This window comes from Rhizobium phaseoli (assembly GCF_003985125.1).
Classification (GTDB): Bacteria; Pseudomonadota; Alphaproteobacteria; order Rhizobiales; family Rhizobiaceae; genus Rhizobium; species Rhizobium phaseoli.
The window spans coordinates 26830-41730 of the sequence record NZ_ML133591.1 but is presented as its reverse complement, the minus strand read 5'-3'; the positions used below and the strand labels follow the sequence as shown (position 1 = coordinate 41730).

19 protein-coding genes are annotated in these 14901 nt (G+C 60.9%); 14 read left to right on the top strand and 5 right to left on the bottom strand.

The features are described 5' to 3' along the window. Positions 1-47: 47 nt before the first annotated feature. On the bottom strand, positions 48-224 hold the full coding sequence (locus EFD56_RS32820; protein ID WP_004679550.1) for a hypothetical protein: 177 nt from the start codon (positions 222-224) through the stop codon (positions 48-50). A 160-nt stretch (positions 225-384) separates the two neighbouring features. Here EFD56_RS32820 and EFD56_RS28290 point away from each other — a divergent pair, with 160 nt between their 5' ends. Beyond that, positions 385-1236: a class I SAM-dependent methyltransferase gene (locus EFD56_RS28290; protein ID WP_126906885.1), complete on the top strand. Its 852-nt coding sequence runs from the start codon at positions 385-387 to the stop codon at positions 1234-1236. Between the two features lie 57 nt (positions 1237-1293). Here EFD56_RS28290 and EFD56_RS28285 read toward each other — a convergent pair whose 3' ends face one another. Next, positions 1294-1566 (bottom strand): hypothetical protein, encoded by a 273-nt coding sequence (locus EFD56_RS28285; protein ID WP_004679546.1) that lies wholly within the window; start codon positions 1564-1566, stop codon positions 1294-1296. Positions 1567-1763: 197 nt separating this feature from the next. Between EFD56_RS28285 and EFD56_RS28280 the strand changes: the two genes are divergently transcribed. From EFD56_RS28280 to EFD56_RS28255, 7 genes are all read left to right on the top strand, one after another. Beyond that, entirely contained in the window at positions 1764-2162 is a 399-nt protein-coding gene (locus tag EFD56_RS28280) for a DUF1236 domain-containing protein (protein WP_012483523.1), read from the top strand. A 110-nt stretch (positions 2163-2272) separates the two neighbouring features. Next, positions 2273-3058: a DUF1236 domain-containing protein gene (locus tag EFD56_RS28275; protein ID WP_085742290.1), complete on the top strand. Its 786-nt coding sequence runs from the start codon at positions 2273-2275 to the stop codon at positions 3056-3058. A 52-nt stretch (positions 3059-3110) separates the two neighbouring features. Further along, a complete protein-coding gene (locus tag EFD56_RS32815; protein WP_016732813.1) occupies positions 3111-3275 on the top strand; it encodes a hypothetical protein in 165 nt (54 codons plus the stop codon). Then, complete coding sequence (locus tag EFD56_RS28270; protein WP_085742291.1) at positions 3272-3853, top strand: BA14K family protein; 582 nt, start codon at positions 3272-3274, stop codon at positions 3851-3853. Before EFD56_RS32815 ends, EFD56_RS28270 begins: the two co-directional genes overlap by 4 nt. A 113-nt stretch (positions 3854-3966) precedes the next feature. After that, positions 3967-4281, top strand: coding sequence for a hypothetical protein (locus EFD56_RS28265; protein ID WP_037114345.1), 315 nt, complete (start codon positions 3967-3969; stop codon positions 4279-4281). A 98-nt stretch (positions 4282-4379) separates the two neighbouring features. Beyond that, positions 4380-5255 carry a hypothetical protein gene (locus EFD56_RS28260; RefSeq protein ID WP_126906884.1) on the top strand — a complete coding sequence of 292 codons (876 nt, stop codon included), beginning with the start codon at positions 4380-4382 and terminating at the stop codon, positions 5253-5255. Between the two features lie 94 nt (positions 5256-5349). After that, the gene (locus EFD56_RS28255; RefSeq protein WP_085742293.1) at positions 5350-6342 is read left to right on the top strand and encodes a L,D-transpeptidase family protein; all 993 of its coding nucleotides are present in this window, start codon (positions 5350-5352) and stop codon (positions 6340-6342) included. 45 nt (positions 6343-6387) lie between these two features. On the opposite strand, the gene EFD56_RS28250 is transcribed toward EFD56_RS28255, so the two are convergent. Continuing rightward, complete coding sequence (locus EFD56_RS28250; protein WP_085742294.1) at positions 6388-7179, bottom strand: phenylalanine 4-monooxygenase; 792 nt, start codon at positions 7177-7179, stop codon at positions 6388-6390. 125 nt (positions 7180-7304) lie between these two features. On the opposite strand from EFD56_RS28250, the gene EFD56_RS28245 reads away from it, so the two are divergent. Next, complete coding sequence (locus EFD56_RS28245) at positions 7305-7766, top strand: Lrp/AsnC family transcriptional regulator (protein WP_010030248.1); 462 nt, start codon at positions 7305-7307, stop codon at positions 7764-7766. Positions 7767-7808: 42 nt separating this feature from the next. Here EFD56_RS28245 and EFD56_RS28240 read toward each other — a convergent pair whose 3' ends face one another. After that, complete coding sequence (locus tag EFD56_RS28240; protein WP_085742295.1) at positions 7809-8309, bottom strand: Lrp/AsnC family transcriptional regulator; 501 nt, start codon at positions 8307-8309, stop codon at positions 7809-7811. Between the two features lie 129 nt (positions 8310-8438). Between EFD56_RS28240 and hppD the strand changes: the two genes are divergently transcribed. From hppD to maiA, 4 genes are all read left to right on the top strand, one after another. Further along, entirely contained in the window at positions 8439-9548 is a 1110-nt protein-coding gene (gene hppD / locus EFD56_RS28235) for a 4-hydroxyphenylpyruvate dioxygenase (RefSeq protein WP_085742296.1), read from the top strand. Between the two features lie 80 nt (positions 9549-9628). Then, the gene (gene hmgA, locus EFD56_RS28230) at positions 9629-10990 is read left to right on the top strand and encodes a homogentisate 1,2-dioxygenase (RefSeq protein ID WP_085742297.1); all 1362 of its coding nucleotides are present in this window, start codon (positions 9629-9631) and stop codon (positions 10988-10990) included. 18 nt (positions 10991-11008) lie between these two features. After that, positions 11009-12034: a fumarylacetoacetate hydrolase family protein gene (locus EFD56_RS28225; RefSeq protein WP_126906883.1), complete on the top strand. Its 1026-nt coding sequence runs from the start codon at positions 11009-11011 to the stop codon at positions 12032-12034. Continuing rightward, on the top strand, positions 12031-12663 hold the full coding sequence (gene maiA / locus EFD56_RS28220) for a maleylacetoacetate isomerase (protein ID WP_010009719.1): 633 nt from the start codon (positions 12031-12033) through the stop codon (positions 12661-12663). The genes EFD56_RS28225 and maiA overlap by 4 nt, the downstream gene beginning before the upstream one ends. A gap of 55 nt (positions 12664-12718) precedes the next feature. Here the strand turns inward: maiA and EFD56_RS28215 are convergent, their stop codons facing one another. After that, the gene (locus EFD56_RS28215; protein WP_126906882.1) at positions 12719-13189 is read right to left on the bottom strand and encodes an MEKHLA domain-containing protein; all 471 of its coding nucleotides are present in this window, start codon (positions 13187-13189) and stop codon (positions 12719-12721) included. A 338-nt stretch (positions 13190-13527) separates the two neighbouring features. On the opposite strand from EFD56_RS28215, the gene EFD56_RS28210 reads away from it, so the two are divergent. Next, the gene (locus EFD56_RS28210; protein WP_085742299.1) at positions 13528-14856 is read left to right on the top strand and encodes a COG3904 family protein; all 1329 of its coding nucleotides are present in this window, start codon (positions 13528-13530) and stop codon (positions 14854-14856) included. The last annotated feature ends 45 nt before the right edge of the window (positions 14857-14901 follow it).

Genomic DNA, 14901 nt, shown 5'->3' with positions numbered 1-14901 from the left:
ACTTTGCCGAGTAACCTACAGCGTCTTTGCGGTTTTTCCAGACAGGATCAGGGCAGATTTCTGGTATCGAAGACCTCGGCGCCCCTGACGCTCTCGGTCAGCTTGATGCTGTCGCCTGACATGGCTGCGCCAAAGACATAGAGCAGGCCGGCGAGAACGACTACAAGAGCGATGACGGAGACGTTCCAGACGTCATTCACATGGGATCTGTTACTGCGGCTCATGTGCGGATCTCCTTCCGTGTCTTGCAAACGACGCCGTCAGCCGCCCGTTCCACGCCGGGGACTTCGGTAGAAGAGGCCTGGGACCATGGTCCGATCACCGTGGACAACGGCCGATTCAGCCATATTTTCCGTTCGACGGGGTTGGTTCTGGAGACGTTGAGTGACAATTTCTGCTGAAATCGAAGGCGGCGCAGACGCCGCATTGACCACCTCTCCGACGCGGTTCGGGGAGGGCGTCGCCGATCTTTACCAAGCCCTTCTCGTGCCGCTCCTCTTCGAACCCTATGCGTCGAAGTTGGTGATTGTCGCCGAACGGTTGAAACCGGTCAGCGTGCTCGAAGTCGCAGCGGGAACCGGTGCCCTGACACGCGCTCTGCGCGCGCAGCTCAATCCGGCGGCTGAGATCGTCGCCACCGATCTCAGCCAGGCAATGATCGACGTCGGCGCTCCGTCCTTGACGCTGTCGCGAACCCATTGGATGCATGCGGACGCGCAAAATTTGCCGTTCGCCCACGCAATGTTCGATCTGGTGATCTGCCAGTTCGGCGTCATGTTCTTTCCGGACAAGCCGAAGGCCTACGGCGAGGCGAAAAGAGTTTTGCGGAGCGGAGGCCATTTCCTGTTTTCGACTTGGGATTCGCTTGCGGCCAACGACTTCGCCAGATGTGTGAACGGATGTCTGACACGGATCTTTCCGTCGGATCCCCCGGACTTCCTGGAACGTTTGCCATACGCCTATTTTGATCCTCATACGATCAAGGCACAGGTTTCTTCGGCGGGATTCGAGGCAGTTTCCTGCGATCGGGTGACGTTGGCCTCGGTCGCGGCCACCGCCCACCACGTTGCGGCGGCATTCTGCAAGGGTTCGCCGCTGAGAGGAGAGATCGAATCGCGGGCGCCGGAGCGCATGTCCGAGATCGTTGATGAAGTGGCGGAGCAGGTAGCGTCACGCTACGGCGCGAACCCTCGCGGAAGCATGAGCGCGTTCATCGTTACCGGGCGCGTGCCGTAACTGTTCCAGCCGCAGATCAAAATGCAGAGTGACGCCTGATCGGCGCGCAGGCTTTGATTAAGGGATCATCCAATAGTTTGTACGGGAGGGTTCGTGCATTGCATCGATGACGTGCTGCTCGATCTCAACACAGGTCTCGTCATATTCCCGCACCAGCTTCAGATTGAATCCTCGCCTTCGAAGACGATCGCGTGCTTCGACCGCCATCTGATAGGCCTCGAAAAGCTCGAGTTGCCACGGTTCGCGCGCCTCCATGATCGGCGTCCGCATGTGCGGCAGGCGCATTGCCAGGCGCCTGCGTCCAGCTTCCCGGCGGTTGGATCGTGTCATCTCCCTCGGTCTCCTGCCATGTCCGCAACGCGGTGCCCCTCCGATCCTTAAATAGCGCCGCCAACGATTATTGAAATGGGTTTCGGACCTAGGGCCGGGCGCCATCAGACTGAGGTCCGGGGCCGGGAACGACCGCGTCCCGAGCTAGTTGGTTTGGCAGCGGCCACGTAAGCCGCTGCAACCATAAGGAGGAAGAAATGCTCTCCAAGATTGTTGCCGTCGCGGCAACTACACTGTCCCTGACGGCAGGTGTCGCCTTCGCCCAGTCCTCGACCGTCAACGGCGCGGCCGGCGGCGCGGTGACAGGCGCGATCGTCGGTGGTCCCGCTGGCGCTGCTATCGGTGGCGTGGCCGGCGCAGTTGTCGGCACGGCGATCGATCCGCCGCCGCAAAAGGTCGTCACCTATGTCCGCGAAGCTCCGGCACCGTCGACGCGCGTGGTGGTGAAGGAAAAAGTCGTCGTCGGCCAGCCGCTGCCGGAAACGGTCGTCGTGACGCCCATCCCGGACGACCCGACATATGCTTACGCCGTGGTCAATGACGAGCGTGTCATCGTCGAACCCTCGTCACGCAAGGTGATCCAGGTGATCAAGTGACCTGATCGTCCACGCGGCTATGCCGCGTCTTGCTTCCCAAAAATCATTGTTTGGATCAGCCGCACGATCGACCGCAGCGTCGTCGTGCGGCCGACAAAAGAGAGATTATTATGAAGACCAAGACACTCGCCATCCTGATGACGGCACTCTCGATCGGCGTTTCGCCGGTTGGCCTCATGTCCGCCTCGGCGCAGGACGCACCGATCATTCCGAAGAAGGGTGCCGCCCAGAGCGGCCAGTCCGGTGGCGCGGCGACCCAGCAGCCGGATGCAGCGACTGACCAGGGCACGCAGCAGCCATCCGGCTCCGGCGGAAGTTCGTCGGGTGCATCCTCTGGAGCCACCACGGATGGATCCTCTGGCCAGACGACGGAGCCTAGCGCCAAGACGCAGCCCGACGCGAAGACACAGAGCGGAGGCTCCGGTGAAACTTCCGGCAGCTCGAAAACGACCGAGCCGGGCCAGGCTTCGCCGGAAAGCCAGCAGCCGGCCGGCAGCAAAGACGCCGGCACCCAGACCGACTCCGGCGAAACCCAGAAATCGGGTGAGGCGAAGCCTTCCAGCGGTTCGAGCGAGAGCCAGTCGAACAGCAACACCTCGGTCGACAGCAGCAAGACCCAGACGAACACCACGACCAACGTCAACATTTCGGTCGAGCAGCAGACGGAAATCCGCAGCGTCGTGAAGGAGGTCCATGTCGAGCCGGTTCGGGAGACGAATTTCACGGTCTCGGTCGGGACCAGCATTCCGAAGAAGATCAGGCTCGAACCGTTGCCGCCGCGGATCATCGAGATCGTGCCGCAGTACAAGGCCTATCGTTTCTTCATCCTGGCGGACGGCCGGATCGTCATCGTCGATCCCTCGTCGTTCACCATCGTCTACATCATCTCGGCCTAAAGCGCCGCGGCGCTGGCGGCGGCCTGCGCCGCCGGCGCCAGGGAGAAGGAACATGATCCATTCCGAAGAAAAATCCGCTGGCCTGGCCGTACCGCTGATTGCCATCCTGCTCGCCATCGCCGGCATTCTCGCTGTGCTTGTCGCCACCAGCGGCCACAGCAGTGCTGGGCCGCGCGTCTGGGTTCCGCAGGCCCAACACGAGGGGGCGGGTCAATGAACGCCATTGCATCCGTCGCCTTCGGCATCGTCAGTTCGGTTAGCGCCTGTATGGCCGCGGCATCGGTTGCCTCGCACGTCGTGGCGGATTCGGAACCGCACGCTTTCCCTGATATGGCCGCGCGCGATCTATGGACGGCGAGCCCGGTGAAAGTCGATCCTCGGCAACAGCACTATGAACGAATTGCCCCGCTCTATTCCAGCTATGTCACCGAAGCGCCGGCGACCGTGGCGTCAAGCACAACGGCGCCGCCCGCTCGCCCGTCGAGCGACATGCAGACGCCGCAGCCGGAATTGTCCCTCCAGCATCTCGCCTGGTGCGCGCAGCGTTACCGCTCCTTTGATCCGGCGACCAATAGCTACCGATCCTATAGCGGTGAGACCCGCGAATGTTCTTCGCCGTTCCAGCAGAATATCGCCGAAAGCGACGAAGGCGGCGGCACGAAAGTGAGTGCACAGGCTGCTGCCCGATGCGCCGCTCGCTATCGGTCATACCGGCCGGAAGACAATAGTTATCAACCCTGGAACGGGCCGCGGCGAAGCTGCGACATGTCGGATCTGGTCGCGATCAGCAACTAACCATGGCCGCGGCGAGCGTACAATATCGCGCCGAGCGGGCATGCCAGACTAAAGTCCGTGTTGTAATCGCACCGGTTGTGATATCCGGTTGTATTTGAGGGCGGAGAGTGGGGATGGCGATGACGCTGATAGCAGAAATCCACCAGGCGCAGACAAGGCTTCCGTTCTTGAGCAGGGCGGAGCGGGGAGCCCTCATCATGCGCATTCTTCGTGAGTTGAAGACGCTGCGTCAGGAGGTTCTCGGAAACGTGCCGGCCGATCGCTGTGTCTGGATCGACAGGCTCATTGCGTCGGTCTCCTCGACGATATCGGAAATCGTCACCATGCAGGACGCCGAGTTCAATCGGGTTCTGAACGAGTTCGAAAAGCTCATGGCGACGCTGCATAACATTTCCCGCCCGGAAAAGCCGTCGAGGACGGTTCACTAGCTTCGGCCCTGGCAATGGGGCCGTGACCCTTTCAATATGACCTGTACGGCGGCCCACTGCGCTGGAAACCGATCCCGGTGCGCAAGCGTTCTCCTCGCATGACCGAAACAAAATCTTCCGACGCGGCGCCCTCCGGCGAAGACGATCGAAAGCCCGGCGCGGACGTTTCCTTTCCCTACGACAGGATGACTGTCGAGCAATTCCGAAGACGCTTCCCCCGCGCGCGCTGGAGCGATGATCGCAAGGCGTGGTTCGTTCCCGGCAGGACGGCATCCCGCCGCATCGGACGATGGCTTGCCGAGCTGGAGGCCGAAGCCGACGCGCATGCGGATGCGAAGGGGCGCGATGCCTTCGCCTTCGATCCCATCGACAGTCCATATCTTGAACTCGGCAAGGCAGGCTTTCGAATCCGCACACCCTATTCGAAGACCCTCGTCGATGAACTGCGCGAAGTGCCGTTCTCCCGGTGGGACGGCGACCTTCGCCTTTGGCACGTCCCCTTCCGATCCTATGAGGACCTGAGACGCAGATGGGCCGCCATTGAAGCGGCGGCTCGCAGAAACGAGCCGGAGGAAAGACGACGGCGCGCCGAAGAGCGCAAGGGAACCGAACAGGATAGGCGCAGCAGGCGTCGCGCCGCCGAACGAAAGCGCCATCGTTACCCGCTTGCCGCCGACGACTTGCCGCCGATAGGACGTCCGGTGAGCATCTCCTATGGGATTGTTGTCTTTACTGACATCACCGGCGAACTGGTTGATCCCAACCTCGTTGCGGACGTCTATCCCGGCGTCGACGAGGGGGATCTCTGGGGATCTTGGCGGGTGCCGACATTCGAAGTGCTCGTCCGCGCGTGGCCTGCAAAAACTCCGCCGCTCCAAGGCGCCAGATGGTGGCTGCCGACGATCGAGGAACTGAGGCCTGCGCGCCGCGCGGCAAGATCACGCGATGCCAGGAAGCGCGCGAAGACGCTGTGACGGCAGCTGTCTCAAGCCGGACCTGTCGCAGAGGCCGTCCCGGACGTGCGCAGTCCGCGTGGGAACAAATTCCCACCTCGGCCATTTGTCATCCATGAAAACAGCCCTGCCGATGTCGCTGCTCGCTTTGGCCATCTTCGTTGGCGGCGCGGCTGCGCGGGAACTGCGACCCGACGTGATCAACGCTGCGTCGCTTGCTGACATCGGAGCGAAGAAGCCCTCATCCGCAGATCCGGACCCCGCAATCGTTCGCCTTCAGGTTCTTCTCGACCGCGCGGGCTCGTCTCCCGGCGTGATCGACGGCCTCTCCGGAGAGAACGTCGACAAGGCGGTGGCAGGCTACCAGGCTATGAACAAGCTCCCCGTCGATGGCCGGCCGGATCCCGATCTCGTTTCCCGTTTGGAAGACAATTCTCCGATCGTTGCGACCTATGTCGTCTCGCCGGAGGATGCCACCGGTCTTGTTGACAGGATCCCCGAGGATTACGGCGAGAAGGCCAAGATGCAGATGCTTGGTTATACCAGTGTCGCGGAGAAGCTGTCCGAACGCTTCCATATGGATCTCGATCTCTTGAAGGCGCTCAATCCAGCTTCGCAATTCGCAGCCGGAGACACTGTATGGGTCGTGGATCCTGGGCCGCCGAGGGAAGGCAAGGTCAAGCGGATCGAGGCTGACAGGAAGACGGGGCAGGTACTGGCCTACGGCGAAGACGGGTCTGTACTGGCTGTCTATCCCGCAACGATCGGCAGCAAAGACAATCCGTCACCCTCGGGAAAGCACAAAGTCAAAGGCGTCGCGAGAATGCCGGTCTACCGGTATGATCCGAGGCTCAACTTCAAGCAGGGAAAGAACGATAAGGTCCTGACCATTCCGAAAGGGCCGAACGGACCGGTCGGCACCGTCTGGATCGACCTGACCGAGCCGACCTATGGAATCCATGGCACACCGGAACCAAAACTGATCGACAAGGTCGGCTCGCATGGCTGCGTGCGGCTGACGAACTGGGACGCCGAAGAGCTGGCCGGCATGGTCAAGCCGGGCGTCCTGGTTGATTTCGTCAATCGCAGTCCGGCCGCTCCGAAGTGAGACACGGCACCTCGCAGTTCCACACGTTCCCCGTCAAATCAGCGGCTATGAGGCCTTGGCCTCGAAAGCCGGGGCGAAGTCACCCAGCGATTTCGCCTTGAGGATCATGCCGCCGATATCCTGTTCCACGATCGCTTCCAGATCGGCAAAGCTGTCGATGACGTAATAGATCGGCTGGAGGATATCGATGCGGTAGGGGGTCCTGAGAACGCTCATCAGATCGAACGGCCGGAATTCGCACGTCTTGCCTTCGGTTGCCGCCTTGGCTTCGCTCGGTGACGAGACGATGCCGGCGCCGAAGCAGCGGCGGCCTTGCGAGGTGTTGATCAGGCCGAATTCGACGGTGAACCAGAAGATCCGGAACAGATGCCAGGAATAGCCTTTGCCGAGGCGGACGGCGGCTTCGCCGAAATGGCGAACGAAATTGGCATAACTCTGGTTGGTCAGCAGCGGGCAGTGGCCAAAGACCTCGTGGAACAGGTCCGGCTCCTCGATGTAGTCGATATGCTCGCGGCGGCGCAGGAAGGTTGCCAGCGGGAATTTGCCTTGCGACAGAAGTTCGTAAAAGCGCGAGGGCGGGATGAGCGCCGGCACGCCTTCGACGCCAAAGCCGGTGGTTTCGTTGAGGCGTCTGTCCACCTCGAGAAGCTGAGGCACTTTCTCCGGCTTCAAGCCCAGCAGTTTGACGCCATCCAGATATTCCTGGCAGGCCGTGTCGGCCAATATTTTCATCTGACGCCGGTAGAGTTCGCCCCAGATCGCATCTTCTTCGGGGCTGTAGTCGTAGAGGCCGTCCGGGCCGGGCAGTTTCGCGGTGTAGCTGCTTTCTTTGGTCATCGGCACTGATCCTCCCAGGAATGGCGCTATTTCTGCAATTATGCTCCGGGACGGGCGGATTTTCTTTTCTTTCGTGCCGGTTCTCGCCATAGTGCTGAAAAATATTCTCGACCCAGAGGGCAAAAATGAAAGAAACCGGGAACTTTCGCCGCAAGCTTTTGAAGCTCATCCAGGCCGATGGCAGCCTGTCGCTGGCAGATCTGGCAGAGAAGGCCGGCATGTCGCAAAGCTCCGCCTGGCGGAAGATCCAGGAATTGGAAGCCGACGGTGTTATCCGCAAGCGCGTGACGCTGCTCGACCCCGGCAAACTCGACCTCAAGCTCTGCGTGATCGCGCATGTCACGCTGGAGGATCACCACGAAGAGGCGGTCGCCTCCTTCGCTTCGGTGGTGCTGGAGCGGCCCGAAATTATGGAGTGCTACGCCTTGTCGGGCGCCTTCGATTACATGTTGAAGATCCGGGCCAGTGACGTCGAAAGCTACGAAGCCTTCATGACCCGTTACCTCATGCGCAACCCGCATGTGCGCACCGTGGTCTCGAGCTTCGTGCTGCGCGAGCTCAAATTCTCGACCGAACTGCCGCTTTGACGTTCGTCGCCAAATGGGTCGCCGATCGGTGACAACGGGAAATCAGCCCGCGCTGTCGCCGTGCCAGCTGCCGGGCATGCGCACCGGAAAGCCCTCGAAGGTCTTCAGCGTGTCGAGCACGATCGAGGTCTTCACGTGCTGCACCGACTCGTGCGGCAACAGAACGTCATTGACGAATTTGGAGAGGTCGGCGAGCCCGCGGGTCGCCACCTTCAGGTGATAGTCCATTTCACCGGTCAAAGCATAGGCTTCGAGAACCTCCGGCAGTCCGTTGATCAGTTGGGAGAAACGTTGGGCGTTGTCTCTGTTGTGGGTGGCAAGCGTCACAGAAATGACCACCAGCATGTCCAGACCCAGCTTTTCCCGATCGAGATAGGCCCGGTAGCTGCGGATATAGCCCTCGGCCTCCAGCCGCGTCCGCCGGCGCGAACATTGCGACGGTGACAGCGCGATCCGATCGCCCAGCTCGTTATTCGTCAGCCTGCCGTCCTTTTGCAGTTCCTGCAACAGGCGCAAATCCATTTTATCGAGCTGTTCATCCATTGCGGAATATCTCCAAAACACTCACGAACCGTGCATAATATCTTCCTGAGCCATGAAGAATGCAAGGATTTTGCACGCGTTTTGGGCCACACTTTGCGCAGTTAAACCCCAATCCCTTGGGAGGAGAAAATGGGCCCTTTCCCGCATGATGCGCCGCCATCCCAAATCACTGCCGACAACCCGGCCGGCACCGACGGTTTCGAATTCGTCGAGTTCGCGCATCCCGAACCTGAAAAGCTCAGCGAGCTCTTCACACGCATGGGCTATGCTGCCGTCGCCAAGCACAAGACGAAAGACATCACCGTCTGGCGCCAGGGCGACATCAACTATGTCATCAATGCCGAACCCGGCAGTCACGCCGCCCGCTTCGTCGAAAAGCACGGTCCTTGCGCTGCATCGATGGCTTGGCGTGTCGTCGACGCCAAACACGCTTTCGACCATGCGGTGTCGAAGGGCGCCGTTCCCTATGAAGGCGATGACAAGATGCTTGATGTTCCGGCAATTGTCGGTATTGGCGGCTCGCTGCTTTATTTCGTTGAGACCTATGGCGCCAAGGGATCGGCCTACGATGCCGAATTCGACTGGCTGGGCGAGCCTAACCCGCGCCCGGAAGGGATCGGCTTCTACTATCTCGACCACCTCACGCACAATGTCTTCCGCGGCAACATGGACAAGTGGTGGGATTTCTACCGCGAGCTGTTCAATTTCAAGCAGATCCACTTCTTCGACATTGACGGTCGCATCACCGGTCTGGTCAGCCGCGCCATCACCTCGCCCTGCGGCAAGATCCGCATTCCGCTGAATGAATCGAAGGACGACACCAGCCAGATCGAGGAATATCTGAAGAAGTACCGCGGCGAGGGCATCCAGCACATCGCCGTCGGCACCGAGGATATTTATGGGGCGACCGACCGGCTTGCCGACAACGGCCTGCGCTTCATGCCGGGTCCGCCGGAGACCTATTACGACATGTCCTATGAACGCGTGCACGGCCACAGTGAACCTATCGAGCGCATGAAGAAACACGGCATCCTCATCGACGGCGAAGGTGTGGTGAATGGCGGCATGACCAAAATCCTGCTGCAGATTTTCTCGAAAACCGTCATCGGCCCGATCTTCTTCGAATTCATCCAGCGCAAGGGTGACGAAGGTTTCGGCGAAGGCAATTTCCGCGCTCTTTTCGAGTCGATCGAGGCGGATCAGATCAAGCGTGGTGTCATCGGGACCGCAGCGGAGTAAACTCTGCAGCGCCTGCGTGTCTGAAAGGCACGCGGCGCCGGAGTTTTCGGGACTTGAGTTTTCGGGGGAGGAGTTGAGCAATGGACCAGACATCGATCCAGGCTTCCAGCGGTGGTGCGGCGGCGGCCGACCAACTGAAATATATGCCGGGCTTCGGCAACGACTTCGAAACCGAGTCGCTTCCCGGCGCTTTGCCGCAGGGCCAGAACAGCCCGCAGAAATGCAATTACGGCCTCTATGCCGAGCAGCTTTCCGGCTCGCCGTTCACCGCCCCGCGCGGAACGAACGAAAGGTCCTGGCTTTACCGCATTCGCCCGAGCGTGCGCCACACGCGGCGCTTTTCCAACGCTTCCTATCCGCTCTGGAAGACCGCGCCCTGCCTCGACGAGCATTCGCTGCCTCTCGGCCAGCTTCGCTGGGATCCTATCCCTGCGCCCGAGGTAAGACTCAATTTTCTGGAAGGGGTACGGACGATAACGACGGCAGGCGACGCCACGACCCAGGTGGGCATGTCGGCGCATGCCTATGTCTTCAACGAGGACATGGTCGATGACTATTTCTTCAACGCCGACGGCGAACTGCTGATCGTGCCGCAGCTCGGCGCCCTCAGGGTGTTCACCGAAATGGGCATCATGGATGTCGAGCCGCTGGAAATATGCCTCATCCCCCGCGGCATGATGTTCAAGATCCTCAGGACCGGCGAGCAGACGGCCTGGCGTGGTTACATATGCGAAAACTACGGCGCCAAATTCACGCTGCCGGAGCGTGGTCCGATCGGCGCCAACTGCCTGGCAAACCCGCGCGATTTCAAGACGCCTGTCGCCGCCTACGAGGACAAGGAGAAGCCCTGCCGCGTACATGTGAAGTGGTGCGGAAAATTCTATGTTACCGAGATCGGCCACTCGCCGCTCGACGTGGTGGCCTGGCACGGCAATTATGCCCCGTTCAAATACGATCTCAGGACATTCTCTCCGGTCGGCGCCATTCTCTTCGACCATCCCGATCCGTCGATCTTTTCGGTGTTGACCGCACCGACCGAAGATGCCGGCACCGCCAATGTCGATTTCGTGATCTTTCCGCCGCGCTGGCTGGTGGCCGAGCACACTTTCCGCCCGCCCTGGTATCACCGCAACATCATGAGCGAGTTCATGGGGCTGATCCATGGCCAGTACGATGCCAAGGAGGAGGGCTTCGTGCCGGGCGGCATGAGCCTGCACAACATGATGCTGCCGCACGGGCCGGATGCGCTCGCCTTCGAAAAGGCAGCCAATGCCGAGCTCAAACCGGTGAAGCTCGATCACACCATGGCCTTCATGTTCGAGACCCGATACCCGCAGCAACTGACGAAATACGCCGCCGAGCTGGAAACGCTGCAGGACGATTATCTCGAGTGCTGGGACGGGCTGGAACGCAAGTTCGACGGAACCCCCGGTATCAAGTGATAGCATCGGAATTGGCACATGAAACTTGCGACCTTGAAGGACTCCACCAGGGACGGCCGCCTCGTCGTCGTTTCCCGCGACCTGACCCGCTGCTCCGAAGTCGGCCATATCGCCCGCACGCTGCAGGCGGCCCTCGACGACTGGGAGCACGTGGCGCCGAGACTTGCAGGGATTGCCGAAGGCATCGAGACCGGCGCCCAGCCGACATTCCGCTTTCACGAGCATGACGCTGCGTCACCTCTCCCGCGGGCCTATCAATGGGCCGATGGCTCCGCCTACGTCAACCATGTCGAACTGGTGCGCAAGGCGCGCGGTGCCGAAATGCCGGCAAGCTTCTGGACCGATCCTTTGATGTATCAGGGCGGTTCGGATGGTTTCCTTGCGCCGCGCGATCCGATCGTGATGGCAGACGCCGCTTACGGGATCGACATGGAGGGAGAGGTCGCCGTCATCACCGGCGACGTCGCCATGGGATCGGACCCGCAGGCGGCGCGCGATGCCATCCGCCTGGTGATGCTCGTCAACGACGTCTCGCTGCGCGGCCTGATCCCCGACGAGCTGGCCAAGGGGTTCGGATTCTTCCAGTCCAAGCCAGCCTCGGCCTTTTCGCCGGTTGCGGTGACGCCGGACGAGCTCGGAGACGCCTGGGATGGCGGCAAGCTGCATCTGCCGCTGCTGGTCAGCCTGAACGGCAAGCCTTTCGGCAAGGCCAATGCCGGCATCGACATGACCTTCGATTTCGGCCAGCTGATCGCCCATGCCGCCAAAACCCGCAATCTTGCGGCCGGAACGATCATCGGCTCGGGAACGGTTTCCAACAAGCGGGAGGGCGGCCCGGGCCGACCGGTCGAAGATGGCGGCGACGGCTATTCCTGCATCGCCGAAATCCGGATGATCGAGAGGATCGAAACTGGCTCGCCGAAAACCCCCTTCATGCAGTTCGGCGACCAGGTCCGCATCGAGATGAAGGACCGTGCCGGCCATTCGATCTTCGGGGCGATCGAGCAGACTGTCGAACGCTCTGGAGGAGAGGGGCCGCGATGAGCGAGGTCGTTCTTTACGACTATTGGCGATCGTCGGCGAGCTATCGCGTCCGCATCGCGCTCAACCTGCTTGACATCGACTACAGGACGGTGCCGGTCAATCTGCTGGAGGCAGCCCACAGGAAGCCGGACTATCTCTCGCTCAACCCGCAGGGGCTGGTGCCGACCCTGGTGATCGACGGACAAGTTCTGACCCAGTCGCTTGCCATCATCGAATATCTGGCCGAGCTGCGCCCGGAAGGTGGATTGCTGCCAGGAGACAGCGCCGGCCGCCAGCATGTGCGCGCGCTGGCCTATGCGGTCGCCATGGATATCCATCCGATCTGCAACCTGCATGTCGTGGCGCATCTGATTGAAGTGACCGAGAAGGCCGAAGCCCGCGAGGAATGGATGCAGCATTTCATCGCCGACGGACTTGGCAAGCTGGAGGCGATGATCGATGGCGCCGGCGGAGCCTTCAGCTTCGGCGATGCGCCGACGATGGCCGACCTCTGCCTTGTCCCGCAAGTCTACAACGCTCGCCGCTGGGGCGTCGATCTCACGGATTTCAAACGCATCGTCGATATCGATGCCCGGTGCGCCGAACTGCCGGCCTTCCAGGCGGCGCATCCCGACTGCGCAAAGCCGTGACGTCACCGCCCGGGTACAGCGCATCAGGCTGCGGCCCGGCGATTGGACGGAGAGACTAGGCGTCCCGCCACGACGGGAATGTCGAGGCCTGGCCCAGCCGCTTGCCCGTTTCATCGATAAGCTGCCAGACGGTCACCTTCTCGATCCAGAAACGGCGCCCCGATTTGGCGATCCTGACGCCGCGGCCATTCTCGACAAAACCATCGCGGGTCACGCTATCCAGCAGCCGCTGACGCTCGGCGCGGTCCGGCTGCTCGGCCGAAAGCCGCGACGGCAGCGAGACGAATTCATCCCAGCCATATTCGAAGCATGTCTGCGCAGTGCGGTTCGCGTAGATGAAACGCGGGTCGGGCAGGGTATTGTGCGCGAGGACGACGAAGGGTGCATCGTGGTAAAGCCAATCCGGCCCCTGTCTGTCCTGGACAAGGCGACGGCCGACAATGCGTTGGTAGCTTCCGGTCAGGAGGGAGAAAAAATCGAGATCGCTGCTCAGGTCGAGGGCGTGATTGTCGTAGGGAGAAGTCACGAAAGGCCTCGCTGCTCAAATGCTTTGGTGCAGGCGACATAGCCGATATTCACTGCACAGGTCCATAATGCTTTGCGAAACGAGACGCTTCCCAGCGAAGGCCGGCATTTACCTTGTCTCAACACTTCTGATTGTGACGCTTGCCAGAAGATCGCCTGTTGTGCATTGATCTTAGGCTGCTGGGGTAGCTATCAACATTCTCTGCGAAGCTATTGTTCTTGAGACCGTAATCGGCGTCGGCAGTCGCCGATGAGTCGAGCTTCACGGGCAGGTGATTTCATCATCCGGCTATACAGAGCTGCCAAGCTATGCTGCGAATGACGACAGGGGAAATACAGGTGCTCGAGGGCTGGGGAAGAATGCGGAAATCCGTCTGGTTGATATCGATGCTGCTGGCGTTCGTCGCCTTGTTCGGAGAGGCGCATGCGGAAATTTCCTACCAACGTCTGGACGGCGCGCCGGGAGAGCGCGGTCTGGGGATAAAGGGCGTGTTCGAATTCTCCGACGATCCGACGAAGCTTGTCGACGAATACAAGCAGTACCGACCGGACTACATCACCTTTGACTCACCCGGTGGAAACGTTGACACTGCAATCAAGTTCGGCCGCGCTATCCGCGCGCTGAATGCAAGAACAATCCAGATCAGAGCTAAGGAATGTGCATCGGCTTGCGCCTTCGCCTTCGTCGGTGGCGTTGAAAGGTTTGCCGAGCCGGGCTCCATCGGCGTGCATCGGGCTTCCCTATCCGGCGATGGCGCCACGGACAGCAAATTGGCAGTCTCGACCGTTCAAGGGGTGACCGGCGAGATCATCGGATATCTTACCGACATGGGCGTAAGCCCCAATCTGCTGCAGCTCAGCCTGTCGATCGACAGTTCCGACATCAGGTATCTCACCGCTGCGGAAATGCGCGACTGGAACATCAACACGCCCGAGAACATGCCCTCGGCCCAGGAAAGCGCGTCGCCGCCGTCGGACGCCGCGCAGGTGAGCGCAACACCCGCCGACATGCCGTCAGACTCGAGCGATTCCGAGGAGGCCGGCGCATCCGAACCCGGCGACCTGACCACGGAGGCGGTTGATTTCGTCAACCGATACAATGACGAATGGTCGAAAGACAGTGCCTCGGCGTTGGCCTTCATGAGCGGCGTCTATGCGGACGAGGTCTCCTTCTTCGGAACCTCGGTCGACAAAGACGTCATCCTGAAGGACAAGGCGACCTTCGCGCAACGCTGGCCGGAGCGCGTCTACAGCGTCAAGCCCGGCTCCGTGACTGCGAGCTGTGCCGGAAAATGCGAAATGTCAGGAATTGTCGAGTGGTTTGCCCGCAACAAGAACACGGGTAAGACGTCCTCGGGGATGGCGGAGTTCTCTTACGTGTGGAACACGGCCTCTCTGCAGATCGAGTCCGAGACCGGCAAGGTGCTCGCCACGGACAAGGCAGCCAAGGCGCCGGATCGGTTGATTGATCAGTGGATAGGGCTGGACGACATCTGCCGCGGCAGCACCGATCGTTACGGCATCGCGACGGAGCGGGCCTGCAAACGGCGCGACGCGCTCGGTCCGCTGCTTGATCGTGTTGACTGGTGCTACGGCCATGACGGCGAAGCCGGAATGGACTGGGCGTGGCACAAATGCGATGCCAACTCCCTGAGGTATGGCAAGTAGATATCGCCGGTCCGCCGATAGGGTGCGGCAGTTGCTGGGCAAGCG